This window comes from Xenorhabdus sp. PB62.4 (genome assembly GCF_014467285.1).
Taxonomy (GTDB): domain Bacteria; phylum Pseudomonadota; class Gammaproteobacteria; order Enterobacterales; family Enterobacteriaceae; genus Xenorhabdus.
In genome coordinates this window covers 13,450-36,337 of sequence record NZ_NKHR01000010.1, presented here as the reverse complement: position 1 = coordinate 36,337, position 22,888 = coordinate 13,450, and the positions used below count along the sequence as shown (strand labels likewise).

1 protein-coding gene is annotated in these 22,888 nt (G+C 52.0%); it reads right to left on the bottom strand.

The genetic code is table 11. The features are described 5' to 3' along the window. Positions 1–10 precede the first annotated feature (10 nt). A complete protein-coding gene (locus tag Xenpb_RS10505; RefSeq protein ID WP_187654274.1) occupies positions 11–22,867 on the bottom strand; it encodes a non-ribosomal peptide synthetase in 22,857 nt (7,618 codons plus the stop codon). Between the last annotated feature and the right edge of the window lie 21 nt (positions 22,868–22,888).

Here is a 22,888-nt window from a genome sequence, read left to right as displayed (position 1 = left end):
GCCCTTATCATTATTCATTGTCTCCGCCTAAAATTGCCATGAGTTCTTCTGCTGACATTGAATCAAGATTGCTTTGCATTGATTCAATCTCGTTTTCTCCTATCTCGTTCATTTGAGCCGAAAAGATGATGTCGGCCTGTTCCATCAAGGTGGGCGAAATGAACAACGAGGTGAGAGGAATGTTGACCATAAATTGGTTTTTTATACGTGTTATCAGCCGTACCACCATCAATGAGTGACCACCAAGTTCAAAGAAGTTGTCGTGACGACTAATACGCGCCAGTCCTAATAAGTCCTGCCAGATCTGTGCCAAGGCCGTTTCTATTCTTCCCTGTGGCGCTTCATAATCATGTGTTACTACGGCATCCGCATCTGGGAGAGGAAGCGCCTGCCGGTCAAGCTTGCCATTAGGTGTCAACGGGAAGGCGTCAAGTGTCACAAAAGCACTGGGCAGCATATAGTCGGCGAGCTGCTGTGCGAGCTGCTGGCGCAGATCGGCAGGAACCAGCACAACACCCGCCTGAGGTTGTAAATAAGCGACCAGGCGTTTCTGATTGGGTTCGTCTTCGCGGGCAAGAACAACCGCATCACGCACCCCGTGACACTGCATTAACTGCGCCTCGATTTCGCCGGGTTCGATACGGAAACCACGCAGTTTGATCTGAAAGTCATTGCGACCGAGGTATTCGATATTGCCATCGGGCAGCCAGCGCCCGAGGTCGCCTGTTTTATACATGCGTGCATCCGGATCGGAGGAGAACGGACAGCTAAGGAAACGTTCTGTAGTCAGTTCAGGACGATTCAGGTAACCGCGGGCAACCCCCATGCCGGCGATATGAATTTCGCCGGTCACACCAAAGGGAACGGGTTGTCCATATTCGTCAAGAATATAGATTTGGGTATTGGCAATTGGCCGGCCGATGGGAATAGAGCGGACAGCATCGACAGGGGATGCAATCGCGTAAGTTGCAGCAAAGGTTGTTGTTTCCGTCGGGCCATATCCATTGATCAGGGTGGCGGGTTGTGACTCAGCTAACTGAACAGCCCGTATCTTTCTTGGGTCAAGCACATCTCCACCCGCCAGCAGGTAACGCAGTTGACTAAATACCGGCTCAAGATAGTGGTGATATTCGTTGAACAAACCTGCGGTCAACCAGAGCGCAGTAACCTGCCCCTTGGTCAGTGAATCGCAGAAACGCACCGGATCAAGTAAGACGGATTGGGAAACAATATGCAGACGCGCACCATTGAGCAGGGCAGACCAAATTTCCCATGTCGATGCGTCGAAGGCGATATTGGCACAATGAGCAACGCAATCATCGGGCCTGATATCCGTAAAACCATTATCAATAATCAGACGAAGGACACTGCGATGCTCAATCATGACGCCTTTGGGAAGACCGGTAGAGCCTGAGGTATAAATCACGTAGGCCAGATGGTGTGGCATCAGCCCTAATGCCCGTGCGTCTGGGTTACAAGTCGGTTGTTCCGCCAATAACACTGCTTGCGTGTCGAGTACTACAATAGGTACAGAAGAAGGAATAGGTACAGAAAGCGGCACAGAGATCACCGGCTCAGAACGGAGTAACTTGTCGGCTTGTGTCGCTTGGGTCAACAAGACGACAGGCGCCGAATCTTCAAGCATATAAACCAACCGTTCGGCCGGATAGCTTGGATCAAGCGGGACGTAGGCCCCGCCAGCCTTGAGGATAGCCAGCAGCCCGACGATCAGCTCCGGGCTACGCTCGATACATATCGCGACCCGATCGTCGGGTTGCACACCCAGTGTTAACAGATAGTGGGCCAACTGATTAGCACGGCGGTTTAGCTCACCGTAACTGAATATCTGTTCTTCAAATACGATGGCAGTGGTATCGGGATGATGCGCCGCGTGAGCTTCGAATAATTGGTGTATCAGGACATCGTGTGGCAGATCTGCCTGAGTGGCATTGAAATCGACCAATAATTGCTGCCGCTCTGTGGCAGGCAGGATTGATATATCCCGAATCAACTGTTGCGGGTCACGAGCCAGCGCCTCAATCAAACCGCTAATCGCCGTAGCCAGATAATTGATGATCCGGGCGGGTTCGATACCCGCCACTGCTTGGGCCGTCAGTTGGAAACTGACACCCAAATCATCCACTGACAGAGTGATTGGATAGTTGGTTCTCTCTTCTGCGGCCAGAACGCGTATGCCTGCCCAAGTTGTATCAATTCCCTCAGCTCCACTGGTCTGGCTGTGGCGGTAATTCAGCAACGTACTGAACAGCGGCATGGACTGTGGCACGCCGCTGCAACGTTGGGACAATACCAATGGGGCCTGTTCGTGCTCCAATAGCATCATCAAATTGTGGTAGGTGTCTTGCACCACTTGCTGAACTGTGCGGTTGGTCAAAGAGACCCGCATTGGCAGGGTATTGATGAACATTCCCAGTACGCGCTCAGCACCCGCTCCGCCCTGAAGCCGGCCCAATAATACAGAACCGAATACAACATCACTGCGGCCGCTGGTTTGTGCCAGTACCTGAGCCCATGCTACATGGAACAGCACACTTGGGCTGACTCCCAAACGGCGCGCTTGGGTGCGAATGGTTTCTGCCTGTTCAGACGTTATGGAGAGACGCGCTTCAGTAACGTGCGTATCGTCAGTAGGGACTTTGAGCACACCAAATGGCGCAGTGGGTTCGCTGATATCAGTCAGTTGATCGCGGAAATAAGCCTCATGATCGGAGGCAGGTACGCTCAGCGTCTGGGCGATAAAGTTGCGATAGGGCAGTACAGCAGGCAACATACCCACATTTCCCTGCAATATCAGCGCAATTTCTGCAAAAATCAGCTCCAGTGTCATATGGTCACTGACCAGATGGTGGAAGCGCAGCGCCAGCAACCACTCATCCTGTGCTGTGTCGTGAGCGATATCTGCAATAAACAGCGGTGCGCGATTCAGATTGATGCGGTGCCGGCGTGGATCGGTATGGGTCCTTAGTTGGGCAGCGACATCCTCTGTTGTGGTTGGGTTGAAAACGTTAATCACCAACGGTGCCTGACGCCAGACCACCTGAACGGGCTGTGCCAGCTCTTGCCAATAGGCAGAGGTACGCAGGATATCATGGCGGTCGATCACTTGTTGCAAGGCCGTCAGGAAAGTATCCAGGCGTTCACGGCTGTCAAAAGTGAGCAAACTTTGCAACAGATAATTATCACCTTGTGTCTGTAACAGGTGATGGAACAGAATACCTTCCTGCAACGGTGACAGTGGATAGATATCCTGTACATTGATCGCGCCGCCGGGAACTGTCGCGACGATGGTATCGATCTCTGTCTGAGACAGTGAAACCAAAGGCAGCATATTCGGCGTGATAGCCGTGCAATCCTGAGGGATACGATTAGGGGGCACAACAAAGGTGTCAACCTTATGCCGGATCGCTCGTGCCATATCGGCAAGAACGGGAGCGACAAACACGCTGCGAACGTCGAGTTGCCAACCGATGTTTCTCAGTTCTTCAATCAGGCTGACAATCATCAGAGAATGCCCGCCCAGTTCGAAGAAGTGATCATGCCGGCCAACCCGCTCCAGCCCTAAGAGATTTTGCCAAATCCGGGCAAGAGCGGTTTCTATTTCGCTAACCGGGGCTTCATAGCTGCGTACCACAATAGCGGATGAATCGGGCACAGGCAGTGCACGGCGGTCAAGTTTCCCGTTCGGAGTCAGAGGGAAAGCGTCGAGCGTGACAAAAGCACTGGGTAACATGTACTCAGCAAGGTGCTGTGTAAGTTGTTGACGTAATTCAGCGGGAACCAGTGAAACACCCGCCTGAGGCAGAAGATAAGCAACCAGACGTTTCTGATTGGGTTCGTCTTCGCGCGCCAGAACCAAGGCTTCACGCACACCGTGACATTGCTCAAGCCTTGCCTCAATTTCACCAAGTTCAATCCGGAATCCGCGTATCTTGACCTGAAAATCATTGCGGCCGAGATATTCGATATTGCCATCGGACAGCCAACGCCCTAAGTCACCTGTTTTATACATACGGATATCTGAATCCGGTAAGAACGGGTCGGCAAGAAAACGTTCAGCGGTCAGTTCAGGCCGGTTCAGATAGCCGCGGGCAACCCCTGCACCGACGATATAGATCTCTCCGGCCACCCCCAGAGGAGCCGGTTGACCATAAGCGTCGAGAATATATATCCGCAAATCGGACAGGGGCTGACCAATCAGGCTACCGCGCCCTGAGTTGATATCGGATTCTGTCAGTTCACGGTAGGTGGCATGCACGGTAATTTCGGTGATGCCATACATATTGACCAGACGAGTTTGCCGGGTAGGATTGCGGGCAACCCACGGGGCAAGCGTATGCAGTTCTAATGCTTCCCCACCGAATATGATGCAGCGCAGAGAGTGCGGGGTAACATCCTGAGCAGCAATCAACTGACGGAAAGCACTGGGTGTTTGATTCAGGACGGTGACCTGTTCACGACACAGCAGTGAATAGAACATTTGCGGTGAGCGGGCGCAATCGGCGGAAATAATGACCAACCGACCACCGTAAGACAAGGCTCCCCACAATTCCCATACCGAGAAATCGAAAGCAAAGGAGTGGAATAGTGTCCATACATCGTTGTCATCAAACCGGAAGCGATCCTGTGTGGCGGCGAACAGGCGAATGACATTGGCGTGCTCGACCATGACCCCTTTGGGTTTTCCGGTCGACCCCGACGTATAAATGACATAGGCCAGATGGCGTGATGTCAGCCCCTGCGTTTGAGGATCTGGGTTATCGGTTCGCTGTGTTGTCAGGAATGATGCTTGATCATCAAGTAAGACCGTTGGCAAGGCGCTGGTAAGTTTGTCGGCTAATGTTGCCTGAGTCAGTATTACTACGGGTGCTGAATCTTCAAGCACATAGGCCAGTCGATCGGCAGGATAGGCCGGATCAAGCGGGACATAAGCCCCGCCTGTTTTGAGGATGGCAAGTAAGCCAACCACCATTTCCAAACTGCGCTCGACACAGATCGCTATCCGATCATCAGGACGTACACCCCGCGCAATCAGATGATGAGCCAGACGATTGGCCCGGCAGTTTAGCTCGCCATAACTGAGAGTCTGTTCCTCAAATACGACGGCAACGGCATCAGGACGATGTGCTGCCTGAGCTTCAAACAGTTGGTGAATCAGCGCATCTTGCGGGAAATCAACCTGATGAGCATTGAACTCTTCCAGCAATTGTTGTTGCTCTGATAGGGGCAGCATCGGCAAAGTAGCAATGATTTGCGTCTCATCAATCGCCATTGCTGCCAGTACATTTGCTAAATAACCCACCATGCGCTCAATGGTTGCAGAATCAAACAGGTCAACGGCATAGGCCAGTTCACCTTCCAGACCTGTGTCGGTTTCAGTTAATGACAGCGTTAAATCGAAGTGAGCGCTATGGTGCACTTGTTCAATCGGTGTGAGTTGTAAGCCGGGTAGCGCCAAATCTTGGGCCGGAGTGTTGTTTAAGGCCAACATCACCTGAAAGATCGGGCTGTAACTCAGACTGCGTTCAGGTTGTAGGGCTTCCACGACTTGCTCAAAGGGCAGATCCTGATGGGCATAGGCGGCAAATGCCTGTTCCCGGACCTGTGTGAGCAAATCAGCAACACGGGAGGAATCATTCAGTGTGACGCGCAGGGCTAGGGTATTGACGAAGAAACCGATCATTCCTTCAAGCTCTTGGCGCTGGCGGTTAGCAACGGGTGTACCAATAACGATATCATCCTGACCACTGAGCCGGGCGAGTACGATATTCCACGCTGTCAACACAACCATAAATAAGGTGCTGTTATGACGTTGTCCAAGCCCTTTAAGCGAAGCCAATAAATCAGCATCAAAATGAACAGGAACCCGGCCTCCGATGAAGGATTGCCCCGCCGGACGTGGGCGATCGGTCGGGAGTGCCAGCAGGGCCGGCGCACCTTTGAGTTGGGTGCACCAGAAATCACGTTGTGCAGCAAGGGTAGTTTCTTGCAGACTGTCACGTTGCCATACGGCATAGTCCGCGTACTGAATAGGCAGTGGAGGTAACGGCGCATCTTGTCCGTCAAGGGCTGCGCGGTAGAGAACCCCCATTTCATGTATCAGCACACCGATGGACCAGCCGTCAGAAATAATATGATGTTGCGTGATCAGTAATACATGTTCCTCATCCGCCAGTTGCAGCAAATAGCCCCGGATCAGCGGGCCTTGGGTGAAGTCAAAAGGCGTCTGAGTTTCGAGGGTCGCAAGTTCAGTGATATGGTTTTGAGTAATATGGTTTTGAGTAATATGGTTTTCGGCAATATGGCTAATGTGTGCATCTGATGCCAGTGCGCGTAGGTCTTGGTAAGACAGGGCAAAACCAATATCCGCAGGATCAATTTGCTGACAAGGTTGGCCTGCAACCAGAACAAAGCGGGTGCGCAGAATTTCCTGTCGGGCAACCAAATTGTCGAGTGCACGGGTCAACGCATGGTGATTAAGTTGACCCGTAAGGCGCAATGCCACGGGGATATGATAAGCCAGACTGGCGGCCGGATCGAGCTGACCGAGGAACCACAAGCGTTGCTGGGCGAAAGACAGTGGCAGTGGCTGGTTACGGTCAGCCACCGGGATGGCGACCTGATTTGTTATCGAAGCAGCGGTAAGCACTTGGGCCAAATCGGCCAGGATTGGTTGATCAAACAGTTGTTGTAGCGGTAACTCTCGTGCCAGCATCTGACGTACACGTGCCGCGAGCTGGACGGCCAGCAGCGAATGCCCGCCCAGTTCAAAGAAATGGTCGTAGCGACCGACGCGTTCCAGTCCCAGTAAATCTTGCCAAATCCGTGCCAGTCCCATTTCTGTCTCACCGACAGGGGCTTCATAGTCACGCGTCACGACAGCGGATGAATCAGGCGCAGGGAGTGCCTGACGATCAAGTTTGCCATTAGGGGTCAGCGGGAAAGCGTCAAGCATGATAAAGGCACTGGGCAACATATATTCGGCAAGATGCCGGGAAAGTTGCTGGCGCAGTTCAGCCGGAACCAATTCAATGCCATCCTGTGGCCGCAGATAGGCCACCAGACGTTTCTGGTTCCCTGTTTTTTCATAACCTGTTTTTTCATAACCAGTATTTTCATAAAAAGCGTCTTCGCGGATCAGTACTACCGCTTCACGCACACCGTGGCATTGTCCGAGTCTTGCCTCGATTTCACCCAGTTCGATACGGAAACCACGCAGTTTGACCTGAAAATCATTGCGGCCGAGATATTCGACATTGCCATCGGAGAGCCAACGACCGAGGTCACCGGTTTTGTACATACGGGCATCGGGATCGGAGGAGAACGGATCGACAAGGAAACGTTCTGCGGTCAGTTCAGGTCGGTTCAGGTAGCCACGGGCAACACCGGCACCCGCAATATAAATTTCACCGGCAACGCCAAGAGGCGCAGGTTGGCCTTGCTTGTCCAGAATGTAGACCTGGGTATTAGAGATCGGGCGGCCAATAGGGATTTTTATTTCACCTTCACCCCATTTAGCTTCCATGAAAGGTATCTCATAGGCGGTGGCAAACGTGGTTGTCTCCGTTGGCCCGTATATATGCAGTAAATGTTGTGGCGGATGTTCGGCCCTGAGACGAATGGCTGAACGGGTATCAGTTTGTTCACCACCAAAAAGCACATAACGTAAACCAGACAATGATGGCGCAATCAGATTCGCATATTGGTTAAACAGGGCCGTGGTGAGGAATAGCGCACTGACATTTTCCGATATCAGGCACTGACCAAACCGGGCGGGTTGTAGCAGGGTCTTTTCCGGAACCAACAGAACACGCGCCCCATGAGCCAGAGCTGACCACACTTCCCAAGTCGCTGCGTCAAATGAAATATTGGCACAATGGGCAATGCAGTCATCAGGCCCGATATCAGCAAAGCGATTATTGATAATCAGGCGAAGGACGCTGCGGTGCTCGACCATCACGCCTTTTGGCTGACCGGTTGAACCCGACGTATAAATCACATAGGCCAGATGACGTGATGTCAGGCCGTGTGCCTGAACATCTGGGTTGTCAGTCGGTTGTGTCATTATGAACGACGCCTGAGTATTGAGTTCATCACCCATGGCATCATCGTTCAGTAAATGATCGAGTAAGACCGTAGGCAACGCGCTGGCAAGTTTATCAATCCACCTTGTTTGGGTCAGTAAAGCCACAGGGGCTGCATCCCCAAGCATATAATCCAGTCGTTCAACCGGATAGGTCGGATCGAGAGGGAGATAAGCCCCTCCTGCCTTGAGGATAGCCAGTAAGCCAATCACCATTTCCAGACTGCGCTCAATACAGATGGCTACGCGATCATCAGGACGCACGCCCAACGCAATCAAATGATGCGCCAGACGATTAGCGCGTTGGTTCAGCTCGTCATAGCTCAAGGTCTGGCCTTCGTAAATCACAGCGGTAGCATCGGGGCGTTGTAATACCTGCGTCTCAATTAGCTGGTGGATCAGCGCCTCTTGTGGAAACTCTGCCTGAGTTGTGTTGAAGTCCACCAGTAGTTGTTGCCGTTCGGCTTCCGGTAAAACCGGTACATCCAGAACCCATTGTTGCGGATTGTGAACCAAAGCATCGATCAAACCTTTGATGGCAGTCGCCAGATAGGTGGTGACTTGATCCGGAGCGATTTCAGTGACGGTCAGTGCAGTGAGTTGGAAACCGTGGCCTAAATCATCCACTGACAGAGTAATGGGATAATTAGTCCGCTCTTTGGCAGTGAGTACGCGCATATCTGCCCATATTGTGTCAGTTTCATCTCCCTGACCGGTTTGACTATGGCGGTAATTCAGCAACGCACTGAACAGCGGCATAGGTTGTGCCACTCCACTGCACCGTTGTGCTAATGCCAATGGTGCCTGTTCATGCTCCAGTAATTTTGTCAGGTTGCGATAGGTATCCTGCACAATGTCCTGCACATTGCGTCCGTTCAGGGAAATCCGCACAGGCAGGGTATTGATAAACATCCCCAATGTTTGATTGGCACCCGCGATCCCTTGCAGGCGGCCTAACAGTACGGAGCCGAAAACGACGTCATCACGACCGCTGGTTTTTGCCAGTACCTGAGCCCAGGCGACATGGAATAATACACTGGGACTGACGCCCAGACGGCGTGCCTGAGTGCGTATGGCTTTTGCCAGATCGGGACTGAGTGCAAGAGTGGCTTTTGCAACGGGTTCACTGTCTTCGGGTAACTCACAGTGCTTTGAAATAGCTTTTGGCATAGTGAGAACACCGAACGGAGCCGTTGGTTCGTCAATATCGGCGAGTTGTTCGCGGAAGTAAGCTTCATGTACTGACACCGGCACACTCAGTGTCTGGGCAATAAAGTTGCGATAGGGCACGGCAACAGGCAATATCTCACTGTTTCCCTGGAGAATCTGGTCAATCTCCGCGAAGATAAGTTCCAGAGTCATATGGTCGCTGACGACATGATGAAAACGCAGCGTCAGCAGCCACTCATTTTGAGCCGGATCGTGAGCAATATCAGCCGCGAACAGGGGGGCCTGAGTCAGATCGATACGATGCCGGCGCGGATCAGTGTGAGCCCGTAATTGGGTGGTAACATCGTCCCCCGTCGTTGGGGTAAATACATTGATGGGCAAAGGTGCCTGACGCCAGACCACCTGAACGGGTTTTGCCAGATCCTGCCAGTAGACAGCGGTGCGCAGGATATCATAGCGGCCGATAACTTGTTGCAAAGCGCTCAGGAAAGCATCAAGGCGCTCACGGGTATTAAAGGCAAGTAAGACTTGTAACAGATAATCATCACCTTGTGTCTGTAACAGGTGATGGAACAAAATACCTTCCTGCAACGGTGCCAGCGGATAGATATCCTGAACATTCTCCGCGCCATCAGGAATATGACTGATAATGGTGTCAATCTCAGTCTGGGACAAAGAAACCAGTGGCAACATATCGGGCGTGATAGCGGTACAGCCATCAGGGATTGGGTTAGGCGGTACGACAAAAGTGTCGGCATCACGCTGAGCCGCTTTTGCCATATCAGCAAGAACCGGTGCAGCGAACACACTACGAACATCGAGTTGCCAACCGCTGCCACGCAATTCCTCAATGAGACTGACGATCATCAGCGAATGCCCGCCCAGTTCAAAGAAATGGTCGTGGCGGCTGACGTGTTTCAGCCCTAATAGATTTTGCCAGATCTGAGCCAGCGCGTTTTCTGCTTCACCGATTGGCGATTCATAGTGGCTTGCAACAAAAGCGGACGTATCAGGCGCAGGAAGCGCCTGACGATCAAGCTTACCATTGGGTGTCAGCGGAAAAGCCTCAAGCGTGACAAAAGCACTGGGCAGCATATACTCCGCAAGATGCAGGGAAAGTTGCTGGCGCAACTCAGCCGGAACCAATTCAATGCCATCCTGTGGCCGCAAATAAGCGACCAGCCGTTTTTGGTTCGGCTCATCTTCGCGAATAAGGACGATAGCTTCACGCACGCCTTGGCATTGCACCAGTTTGGCTTCAATTTCGCCAAGTTCAATCCGGAAGCCACGCAGTTTAACCTGAAAATCATTGCGTCCGAGGTATTCGACATTGCCATCAGCACGCCAGCGGCCAAGGTCACCGGTTTTGTACATACGGGCATCCGGTTCTGAAGAGAACGGATCAGTGAGGAAGCGTTCCGCCGTCAGTTCGGGGCGGTTCAGATAGCCGCGGGCAACGCCAGCGCCAGCGATATAGATTTCGCCGGCGACTCCAACAGGAACAGGCTGGCCTTCAGGATCAAGGACATAGATTTGGGTGTTGGCAATCGGGCGGCCAATAGGTGGCGCGCTTTGCTCCTGACTGTCACACAGATACATCGCCGCACAAACTGTAATTTCAGTAGGGCCGTAAGCGTTCAGCATGCGCCGTTTTTCTGACCAGCGTTTAACCTGTGAAACTTGACAAGCTTCACCGCCCACGAGCAGTGTTTCCAGTGTTTCAGGTAGGGCATCCATGGCTGCCAGTGCCGTTGGTGACAGAAGAATGTGTGTAATGGCCTGTGTTTCCAAAACTGCCTGTAATGCCGGGCCGGGTAGAAGATGAGTACGACGGGCAAGATGGAGACGAGCGCCACCCAAAAGTGCCATGCAGCATTCCCAGATACAGGCATCGAAACTGTTTGACGCAAATTGCAGGATACGACTGTCTGGTTTGATCGCTAAGGTAGCTTGCTGTGTCGTAATCAAGTTACTTAAGCTGCGATGTTCAACCATGACCCCTTTAGGCACCCCTGTGGAGCCGGAAGTATAGATGACATAAGCCAGATGGCGGGATGTCAGCCCTAATGCCTGAGAGTCCGGATTGTGGGCTGGCTGTGACGCCAGTAGTGAGTCTTGGGTATCGAGCAGTAACACAGGGACTGAATCGGGCAGTTTGCCGGCCAGCGTTTCTTGTGTCAGCAACACTCTCGGTGCCGCGTCCTCAAGCATATAAGTCAACCGCTCAGCGGGATAGGCCGGATCAAGCGGCACATAAGCGCCTCCGGCTTTGAGGATAGCCATTAAGCCGACCACCATTTCCATACTGCGCTCGACACACATCGCCACGCGGTCATCCGGGCGGACACCCAGTGTAAGCAAATAATGGGCCAGACGATTGGCGCGGCAGTTTAATTCGTCATAGCTAAGCGTTTGCCCCTCGAATACGACGGCAATGGCATCAGGCGTATTTGCCGCCTGAGCTTCAAACAGTTGGTGGATCAACACCTCTTGTGGGAAATCAGCCTGAGTTGTATTGAAGTCCACCAGCAGGTGTTGCCGCTCCGATACGGGTAACATCGGCAAAGTGGCAATGGATTGTGTTTCACCAGCTACCATTGCAGCTAACACCGTGTTCAGGTAACTGACCATACGTCCAATGGCTGCGGCATCAAACAAATCAGCGGCATAAACCAGATCACCCACTAAACCGGTTTCAGTTTCAGTCAGTGACAAAGTTAAATCAAAATGAGCACTGTAATGCGTCTGTTCAACGGGTGTGGACCGGAGATCCGGTAACGTCAGCGCTTGAGATGGCGTGTTGTTCAGGGCCAGCATGACCTGAAAGATCGGGCTATAACTCAGGTTACGCTCAGGCTGTAAGGCTTCCACCACTTGTTCAAAGGGCAGATCCTGATGGGCATAGGCAGCGAGTGCCCGTTCACGAACCTGGTTGAGCAGGTCAGAGACACTGATGGAATTATGCAGCGTGACACGCAAAGCCAAGGTATTGACGAAGAAACCTACTAACCCTTCAAGTTCATGATGAGGCCGGTTAGCAACTGGTGTGCCGATGACGATATCATCCTGACCGCTGAGGCGGGCAAGAACGATACTCCAGCCAGTCAACACAGTCATAAACAGGGTGCTGTTATGGCGTTGTCCAAATCCTTTCAGTGATGCCAATAGATCCCTGTCAAAATGGACAGGAACCCGGCCTCCGACGAAGGATTGTACTGTCGGGCGCGGGCGGTCAGTCGGCAGGGCCAGTAAGGCCGGAGCCTCTTCAAGCTGAACACGCCAGAAATCGCGTTGTGTCGTCAGGGTCGTTTCTTGCAGCCAGTGACGCTGCCAGACAGCATAGTCAGCGTATTGAATGGGCAGAGGCGGTAAAGGATCGCTTTCACCCTCAAGGGCAGCACGATAGAGGGCACTCAATTCGCGCATCAGCACACTGATAGACCAACCATCAGAGATAATATGATGATGGGTGAGCAATAAAACATGTTCCTCGTCTGTCAGTTGCAGCAAATATCCCCGGATCAGCGGGCCTTGAATAAAGTCAAAAGGTGTCTGGGTTTCAAGCGAGACAAGCTCAGTCATCCGGTGATGACGTTCTTCTGGTGCTAATGGGCGCAGGTCTTGGTAAGACAAGGCAAAGCCAATATCAACAGGATCGATTTGCTGGCAGGGTTGACCTGCAACCAACACAAAGCGGGTACGTAATATTTCCTGTCGGGTAACCAGATTATCGAGAGCGTAGCTCAGTGCCTGATGATTGAGCTGACCGGTAAGGCGCAATGCCACGGGAATATGGTAGGCCAGACTGGCGGCCTGATCGAGTTGACTCAGGAACCATAACCGTTGTTGAGCGAAGGATAACGGTAATGGCCGATTTCGATCAGCGACAGGAATTGTTAGCGGAGCGGTTGTCGAAGCGTCAGTAAGCATTTGAGCCAAATCTATCAGAAGCGGCTGGTCAAAGAGTTGTTGTAGTGACAACTCTCGCGCCAGATCCTGACGTACATGCGCGACGAGTTGGACAGCCAGCAGTGAATGACCGCCCAGTTCAAAGAAATGGTCATGACGGCCAACCTGTTCTAGTCCCAACAATTTTTGCCAAATCCGGGCCAGTGCAATTTCTGTCTCGCCAACAGGAGCTGCATAACCGTGCGCAACCACAGCCGATAAATCAGGGGCAGGGAGTGCCTGACGATCAAGTTTGCCATTCGGTGTCAGCGGGAAAACCTTAAGCGTGACAAAAGCGCTCGGTAGCATATATTCCGCAAGATGTTTGGCGAGTTGCCGGCGTAATTCAGCCGGTACTAACCCGGCGCCATCCATCGGTTGCACATAAGCGACCAGACGTTTATCGTCACGGACGATCACAACCGCTTCGCGCACGCCATCACATTGCTCAAGTTTTGTCTCTATTTCGCCCAGTTCAATCCGGAAACCACGCAGTTTGACCTGAAAATCATTGCGGCCGAGGTATTCGATATTGCCATCAGACAGCCAGCGCCCGAGGTCACCGGTTTTGTACATACGGGCATCTATATCTGGGGAAAACGGATCGACAAGGAAACGTTCTGCGGTCAGTTCGGGCTGGTTCAGATAACCGCGGGCAACACCCGCACCGGCAATATAAATTTCGCCAGCCGCCCAGAGAGGAACCGGTTGTCCGTATGGATCGAGGATATAGATCCGGGTATTCGCAATCGGGCTGCCAATGGGAATAGAACGAGTCACATCAACGGGTGAGGTAATCGCATAAGTTGCAGCAAACGTGGTGGTTTCCGTTGGGCCATATCCGTTAATCAAACAAGCAGGCTGCGATTCAGCCATTTGAACATGCTGTATCTTTTTGGGATCGAGTACATCACCGCCGACCAGCAGGTAACGCAATTGCCCGAACAGGGGCTTGAGCGCATCAAGGTACTCATTGAATAAGCCAGCCGTTAACCAGAGCGCAGTGACTTGTCCCTTGATCAGGGAATCGCAGAAATGCACCGGATCAAGCAGCACGGATTGTGCAACGACATGCAGACACCCGCCATTGAGCAGGGCAGACCAGATTTCCCAGGTTGATGCGTCAAAAGCAATATTGGCACAGTGGGCAACACAATCGTCAGGGCCAATATCAGCAAAACCACTGTTGATGATGAGGCGAAGTACATTACGGTGTTCGACCATCACCCCTTTAGGCAATCCGGTGGAGCCTGATGTGTAAATCACATAGGCTAAATGGCGTGATGTCAGATTCAGTGCCTGAATGTCCGGATTATGCGCTGCTTGTGTTGATAGAAACTGTGTTGCCAAAAACGATTCTTGAGCATCAAGCAACACAGCAGGGATGTGGCTGCCCAGTTTATCCACATGGGTTGTTTGAGTCAGCAAGGCCACGGGCTCTGCATCTTCAAGCATATACATCAATCGTTCGGACGGATAAGTCGGATCAAGCGGCAGATAAGCACCACCTGCCTTAAGAATGGCGAGCAAACCCACAATAAGTTGCGGACTACGCTCGACACAGATCGCCACCCGATCGTCAGGACGTACCCCCAGCGCAATCAAATGATGCGCCAGACGATTAGCACGACGGTTCAGTTCGTCATAGCTTAATGATTCACCTTCAAACACAACGGCAATCGCATCGGGATGACGTTGTACTTGGGCTTCGAACAGTTGGTGGATCAAGGCATTTTGTGGGAAATCCACCTGAGTGGCATTAAAGTCCACCAATAATTGTTGCCGCTCTGTCGCTGGCAGGATTGATAGCGCTTGAATCAACGGTTGCGGATGGTGAGCCAAGGCATCAACCAGGCCACGAACAGCGGTCATCAGATAAGTGGTAATGCGTGTTGGATCAATACGGGTTACTGTTTGCGCTGTGAGGCGGAAACCGATATTCGTATCATCTACTGTTAATGTGACGGGATAGTTAGTCCGTTCTTCAATAGCGATGATACGCATACCTATCTGGGGCATCTCAATAACGTCAGCCTCATTAAGCTGAGTGTGACGGTAATTGAGTAACGTACTGAACAGTGGCGTTGGCTGTGCCATGGCGCTGCAACGCTGTGCCAGCGCCAATGGTGCCTGCTCATGTTCCAGTAGGGCCGTTAAATTGTGATAGGTGGCCTGTACCACATCCTGCACATGACGACCGGCGAGAGAAATTCGTACCGGCAGCGTATTGATAAACATCCCCAGTGTTCGGGAAGCGCCCGCACCTCCCTGTAGACGGCCTGACAGCACAGAACCGAAAACAACCTCGTTGCAACCGCTGGTTTGTGCCAGCACTTGCGCCCAGGCGACATGGAACAACACCCCCGGACTGACGCCCAGGTGGCGAGCCTGAGTGCGGATCGCTTCCGCAAGAGCAGGATCGAGCGAGAGATGAGCTTCAACGATAGGCTCACTATCATCCTGTATTGAGAGGACACCGAAGGGCGCTGTCGGGGTGTCAATATCAGCAAGTTGAGTACGGAAATACGCTTCATGCACCTCTGTCGGCACACTCAACGTCTGGGCAATAAAGTTCCGGTAAGGGAGCGCCGCAGGCAGTGCTTCGGTTTGCCCTTGTCGTATTTGGGCAATTTCAGCAAAAATCAGCTCCAGAGTCATATGGTCGCTGACCAGATGATGGAAGCGCAGGACCAGCAGCCATCTGTCCTGCGCGGGATCATGGGCGATATCCGCAGCAAACAGCGGTGCCCGGCTGAGGTCGAGACGGCTTTCACGTGGGTTAACATGGGCCTGTAATTGAGATGGCACGTCATCCGCCGTCGCTGGCGTGAACACATTGACATGCAGTGATGCCTGACGCCAAACCACCTGAACTGGTTTTACCAATCCTTGCCAGCAGGCTGCGGTGCGCAGGATATCGTGGCGGTCGATGACTTGTTGCAGACCGGACAGGAAAGCATCAAGGTCGCTGCGGATATCAAAGGCGAGCATACAATGTAACAGATAGGTATCGCCCTGTGTTTGTAACAGGTGATGGAACAGAATACCTTCCTGTAGTGGTGCCAGAGGGTAGATATCCTGTATATTGCCGGCCCCGCCGGGGGTTGCTGCGACGATCGCATCAATCTCAGCTTGGGAAAGTGATACCAAAGGCAGCATATCAGGCGTAATGGCGGTGCAACCGTCAGTAATACGGTTAGGCGGCACAACGAAGGTATCAATATCCCTTTGGATCGCCTGTGCCATTACAGACAGTACGGGAGCAGAGAACACACTGCGAACGTCAAGTTGCCAACCGAGGCTGTACAGTCGTTCAATCAGGCTGACGATCATCAGGGAATGGCCGCCCAGTTCGAAGAAATGGTCATGACGACCGACTTGTTCTAATCCCAACAGATCTTGCCAGATTTGCGCCAAAGCTATTTCTATTTCACCGACTGGTGCTGCATAACCGTGTGTTACCACGGCAGATGAATCCGGGGCAGGCAGGGCCTTGCGATCAAGTTTACCGTTAGGTGTTAACGGGAAAACCGCTAATGTCACAAAGGCGCTAGGCAACATATACTCAGCAAGGTGTTGGGCAAGTTGTTGGCGCAGTTCGTTAGGAAGTAACTCAACACCCTCCTGTGGACGTAAATAAGCGACTAATCGCTTCTGTCCGGACTCCTCTTCACGGGAAATAACCACCGCTTCGCGCACACCGTGACACTGTATCAGTTGCGCCTCAATTTCACCCAACTCAATACGGAAACCGCGCAGTTTGACCTGAAAGTCATTACGGCCAAGGTATTCGATATTACCATCAGACAACCAGCGACCGAGGTCACCCGTTTTATACATACGTGCATCGGGATCGGAAGAGAACGGATCGGAAAGGAAGCGTTCGGTGGTCAACTCAGGACGATTCAGATAACCGCGGGCAACACCCGCGCCGGCGATATGAATTTCACCGACAGCACCAAGTGGCACCGGTTGACCATGCGGATCAAGGATATAAATCCGGGTATTGGCAATCGGACGACCGATATGGCTGTCAAATCCCGTTGCACGGTGCATTCGTGTCCACGTTGAATACGTTGTCGTTTCAGAAGGGCCGTACAAATTGCATACATTCTGGACATGGGTGTGGGTAAATAAGTGTTCAACAACGTGTGATTTCAGGGCCTCACCGGCTAAATTGACGGTTCGGACGCTCATGGGCACCGCATTGACTTCAATCAGCCTTGCGATAGCCGATGGCACGGTGTTAATCAGGCTGATGGCCTGTTTTGTGACGGCTGATTCTGTATTAACCAGCGACAACACATCAGGGACAAGGTGCACCGTACCGCCAGAGAGCAAAGGAGCAAAACATTCGTACACAGCCAGGTCAAAATTCAGTGAAGTGGCAAACAACGTATGTACCAATTCCGTCGGGCTAAACATTTGTTGTGCCCACGTCAGGAAATTCACGGTATTGCGGTGTTCGATTGCCACACCTTTGGGCAGACCGGTAGAGCCTGATGTGTAAATAACATACGCCAAATGGCGTGAAGTCAGCCCCAGAACCTGCGCATCGGGATTGTGGTCTGGCTGTTCTGTCAGGAATGGTGTTTGGGTGTCGAGGATATTATCGAGCAGAATCTTGGGTACAGAACGGGTCAGCTTGTTGACCAGTGCCGTTTGGGTCAGGATTACTATCGGTGCTGAATCTTCCAGCATATACGCCAGACGTTCGGTGGGATAGGCCGGATCCAACGGCACATAAGCCCCGCCCGCTTTGAGGATAGCGAGCAGACCAACCACCATTTCGAGACGGCGCTCAACACAAATGGTTACCCGATCATCCGGGCGAACTCCCAACGCAATCAGATGATGTGCCAGACGATTGGCGTGACGGTTTAATTCGTCATAACTGAGTGTTTGGTTTTCACATACAACTGCTGTTGCAGTAGGGCATTGTGCCATCTGAGCTTCAAATAGCTGGTGGATCAGGGCATCTTGCGGAAAATCGGCATGGGTGGCGTTGAAATCCACCAACAATTGTTGCCGCTCCGATTCGGACAGCATCGGCAGACGCGCAATGGCTTGGGTTGTATCGGTTGCCATTGCTGCCAATACGCGTTGTAAATAGCCAACCATGCGCTCAACGGTGGTGGAATCGAACAGATCAGACGCATACTCCAATCCGCCAATTAAGCCCGTGTCGGTTTCAGTCAATAACAACATCAAATCAAAGTGTGCGCTATGACTTACCTGTTCAATACGTGAGATCTGTAATCCGGGCGAAGTTTGCTCTTGAACGGGTGTATTGTCCAAAGCCAGCATTACCTGAAAAATGGGGCTGTAGCTGAGACTGCGTTCAGGCTGTAAGGCTTCTACCACTTGCTCGAAGGGTAAATCCTGATGGGCATAAGCGGCGAGTGCCTGTTCCCGGACTTGGGTAAGTAGGTCAGTAACGCTGAGGTCATCATTAAGTCGGACACGCAAAGCCAGCGTATTGACAAAAAAGCCCATTAATCCCTCAAGCTCACGGTGTGGGCGATTGGCGACCGGCGTACCAATCACAATATCATCCTGACCGCTGAGTCGGGCAAGGACAATACTCCAAGCGGCCAGTACCGTCATAAATAAGGTGGTGTTATGACGTTGTCCAAGTGCCTTAAGCGATGTCAGTACGCTGGCATCAAGATGGAAGGGCACCTGACTGCCAACATAAGTTTGTACCGCCGGGCGTGGCCGATCAGTGGGAAGTGACAATAGGGCAGGTGCATTTTCAAGTTGTGCATACCAGAAATCGCGTTGTTCTGTAAGATTGTTTCCCTGCAACCATTCACGCTGCCAGACAGCATAGTCAACATATTGAATCGGCAAAGGCGGCAAGGGAGCGTCATAGTCGTTGAGGATGGCGTGATAGAGAACATCAAATTCGCGCACAAATACACCAATAGACCAGCCATCAGTAATAATGTGATGCAGGGTGAGCAATAACACATGTTCTTCATCTGTCAATTGCAACAATTGACCACGAATAAGCGGGCCCTGAGTAAAATCGAAAGGGGTTTGAGCCTCAAGATCAGTAAGTTTGACAATATGGCTGATGTGCAGGGCCGGATCGAGCTGACGCAGGTCATGGCTGGACAGGGCAAAACCCATATCAGCGGGATCGATATGTTGGCAGGGTTGACCTTCCACCAGAACAAAACGGGTCCGTAAGCTCTCGTGGCGGGCAACCAGACGTTCCAGTGCAGTCGTCAGGGTGTGGAAGTTAAGTTCACCGGTCAGACGCAATGCCACGGGAATATGGTAAGCCAGACTTGCCGCCGGATCGAGCTGACTCAGGAACCACAACCGCTGTTGGGCAAAAGATAAAGGCAATGGCTGGCTGCGGTCAGCCACGGGAATCATGGCCTGAGTGGTTGCAGCCGCGTTAGTAATGGTATGGGCTAAATCCATCAGGATCGGCTGGGTAAAGAGCTGTTGCAGCGGCAACTCTCGTGCCAGCGTCTGACGTATGCGTGCTACGAGCTGAACGGCCAGCAGGGAATGTCCCCCCAGTTCAAAGAAGTGATCATGACGGCCAACCCGCTCTAATCCTAGCAAGTTTTGCCAGATTTGCGCCAAAGCCATTTCTATTTCACCGACAGGTGCTGCATAATCGCGCGTTACTATGGCAGATGAATCCGGGGCAGGCAGGGCTTTGCGGTCAAGTTTGCCGTTAGGCGTTAACGGGAAAGTCGCTAACGTGACAAAGGCACTGGGTAGCATATACTCCGCCAGATGTTCGGCGAGTTGCTGACGCAGTTCAGCGGGAACCAGTTCAACACCCTCCTGTGGACGCAGATAAGCGACCAGACGCTTCTGACTCAGCTCATCTTCACGGGCAAGAACAACGGCTTCACGCACCCCGTGACACCGCATCAGTTGGGCCTCAATTTCACCCAATTCAATACGGAAGCCACGTAGCTTGACCTGAAAGTCATTGCGGCCAAGGTATTCGATATTGCCGTCAGACAACCAGCGGCCGAGGTCGCCAGTTTTGTACATGCGGGCATTCGGATCGGCGGAGAACGGATCGGCAAGGAAACGTTCGGCAGTGAGTTCAGGACGGTTCAAATAACCACGGGCAACCCCCGCACCCGCGATATGGATTTCTCCCGTTATGCCAAAGGGCACTGGCTGACCATATTCGTCAAGAATATAAATCTGGGTATTCGCTATCGGGCGCCCAATGGGGGGAAGCGTTGGCCACTGTTCAATTTCCTTGCCCAATGTATATGACGTTACGACATGGCTTTCTGTCGGGCCATAGTGATTGTGTAACTGGCAATGACCAGCCCGTTGCAGGAACCGCTGAATGGCGGGTGTAATGCGTAATTGCTCACCGGCAGTAATAATATGAGCCAAATAAGAAAAATCGTCTTCACTGTCGTTGGCGGCTTCCGCGAGATGCTGGAGGGCAATATAGGGAAGAAAAATACGATTAACCTGTTCTTGCCGGATCAGCCGAAGAAACTGTTGAGGCTCCCGGCGCACGGCTTCATTAATCAGAACCAGACAGCCACCTTCACACAGGGTGGTAAAGATTTCCTGAAACGCAACATCAAATCCCAGTGCCGAAAATTGCAGGGTTTTACCGATACCGGCGGGAGTTGAAGGGGAGTGACGGTGCCAATGCAGCAAGTTTGATAATGCTGCAAGCGGCATTTCTACCCCCTTGGGTAATCCGGTCGAACCTGACGTGTAGATCACATAGGCCAAATGATGTGATGCCAGCCCCAGAGCCTGAATATCCGGGTTATGAGTTGGTTGTTCAGCCAGATAAGGTTGCCGGGTATCAAGTAACACAGTTGTGTATCCGGCAGCAGGTACGGCACCGTTCAGGGTTTCAGCGAGAGCCGTTTGGGTGAGTAACACCACCGGAGCCGAATCCCTGAGCATATACGCCAGCCGTTCGGTCGGGTAGGCGGGGTCGAGTGGAACATAAGCCCCACCGGCCTTGAGAATAGCGAGTAACCCCACCACCATCTCCAGACTGCGCTCAACGCAAATCGCCACCCGTTCATCTGGGCGAACACCCAATGCAATCAAATGATGCGCTAAACGGTTGGCGCGGCGATTGAGTTCACCGTAGCTGAGTGTTTGCCCTTCAAACATCACGGCTGTGGCATCAGGTTGCTGTGCAGCCTGTGCTTCAACCAGTGGATGAACCAAGGCATCTTGCGGGTAATCCGCCTGCGTAGTATTGAAATCCACCAACAATTGTTGCTGTTCTGCCGGTGGTAATATTGGCAGGTTGCGGACTTGAGCCTCCGGAGACGTGAGTGCACCTTCTATCAGTGTCATCAGGCGGGATTGGAGTGCTATGGCTTCGGCACGACTCAGATAATCGGGTGAATAATCAAACTCAAGTGTGTAGGGCTTATGGGCATCTTTACTGTTGGCGAAGGCGTATTGGTGGATCGCAATAACGAGAGGGAATGGGGCGCCACGTTGTATTTTTGAGTATGCGAGCGTGGCGTTTGGCATACCGGCATTCACTTCGATCTGCTCAAATGACAGCATGATATCGAATAGTTGAGTTTGCCCGGTCTTTTGTTGGGCTTGTATGTGTCGGTTCAGCTCTGCAATCGGCAAACGCTGACGTTTATAGCAACGCCGCAATTCTGCTGCGGTTTTGTTCATCACATCAAGGAAAGTATCATGCGGTGTAACGGTAATACCGACGGGAATAACGGATGAAAACATCCCTACTATGCGTCTTTGTTTGACGTTTTTACGGTTGTGCACGGGGATGCCAAGAACAATTTCCTCAACATGGCTGGTGCGTGAGAAGTAACAAGCCAGAACGGCATACATAAAATGCAGGACAGATAATCCTTGTGCGGCCACAATATCTTCGATTCGCTGATAAATCGCTTTGTCCAGTTGCCAAATTAGAGGTTCAGGGTGTTCGTGTTCTGTTATTTTGTTTGAATTTGATGGCTGAATTAATGTGGGTGGTAAATTTTTATAGCGTTCCAGCCAAAATTGCCGATCTTGTCTATAGCGCTGTGAGTTCAGGTAAGCGATGTCTTCATCAATAAAGTCGAGATAAGAGGGAACCGCTTCGGTGAGTTCCTCACCTTTGGCTAAGCGACTATAAGTGTTAGCTATCTCTTCGGGGATAAGTCCTAACGTTATCCCGTCAGCAATCAGATGATGGCAACTGAACTGCCAGTACCAGCGGTTATCACTCACCCGCAGCAGCTCAAAGCGCCATAGTTCACCATTCAAATCGAACGGACGTATTAGGGCAGCACGTATATGTTGCTCAGCAAGTTCTTCTGAATTGGCATGACCAGAGAAATCATGAATTGTCACGGACACAGGCAAAGCGTCTGCCAGTTCTTGCAGTGGTAATTCTTGGGTATTCACGAGTCGTAAGCGCAATACATCATGACGATCAACAACGGTCTCAAAGGCGCGCACTAACAGCGCTTCATCCAATTCTCCCTCAATGAGAATAACTGAACCCAGATTGTAACAGGTGCTGTCAGGGCGAAGAATCTGGTCAAGCCAGACGACTTGCTGGGGAGAGCTGAGGGGAAATGGATGAGAGGGGGAGGAAGAACAATTCCCAAACGAAAGTTGATCTTCGTTGTTAATACGATTGCATGACATAGGCATTACTTAACTCCTGCTCGCGAG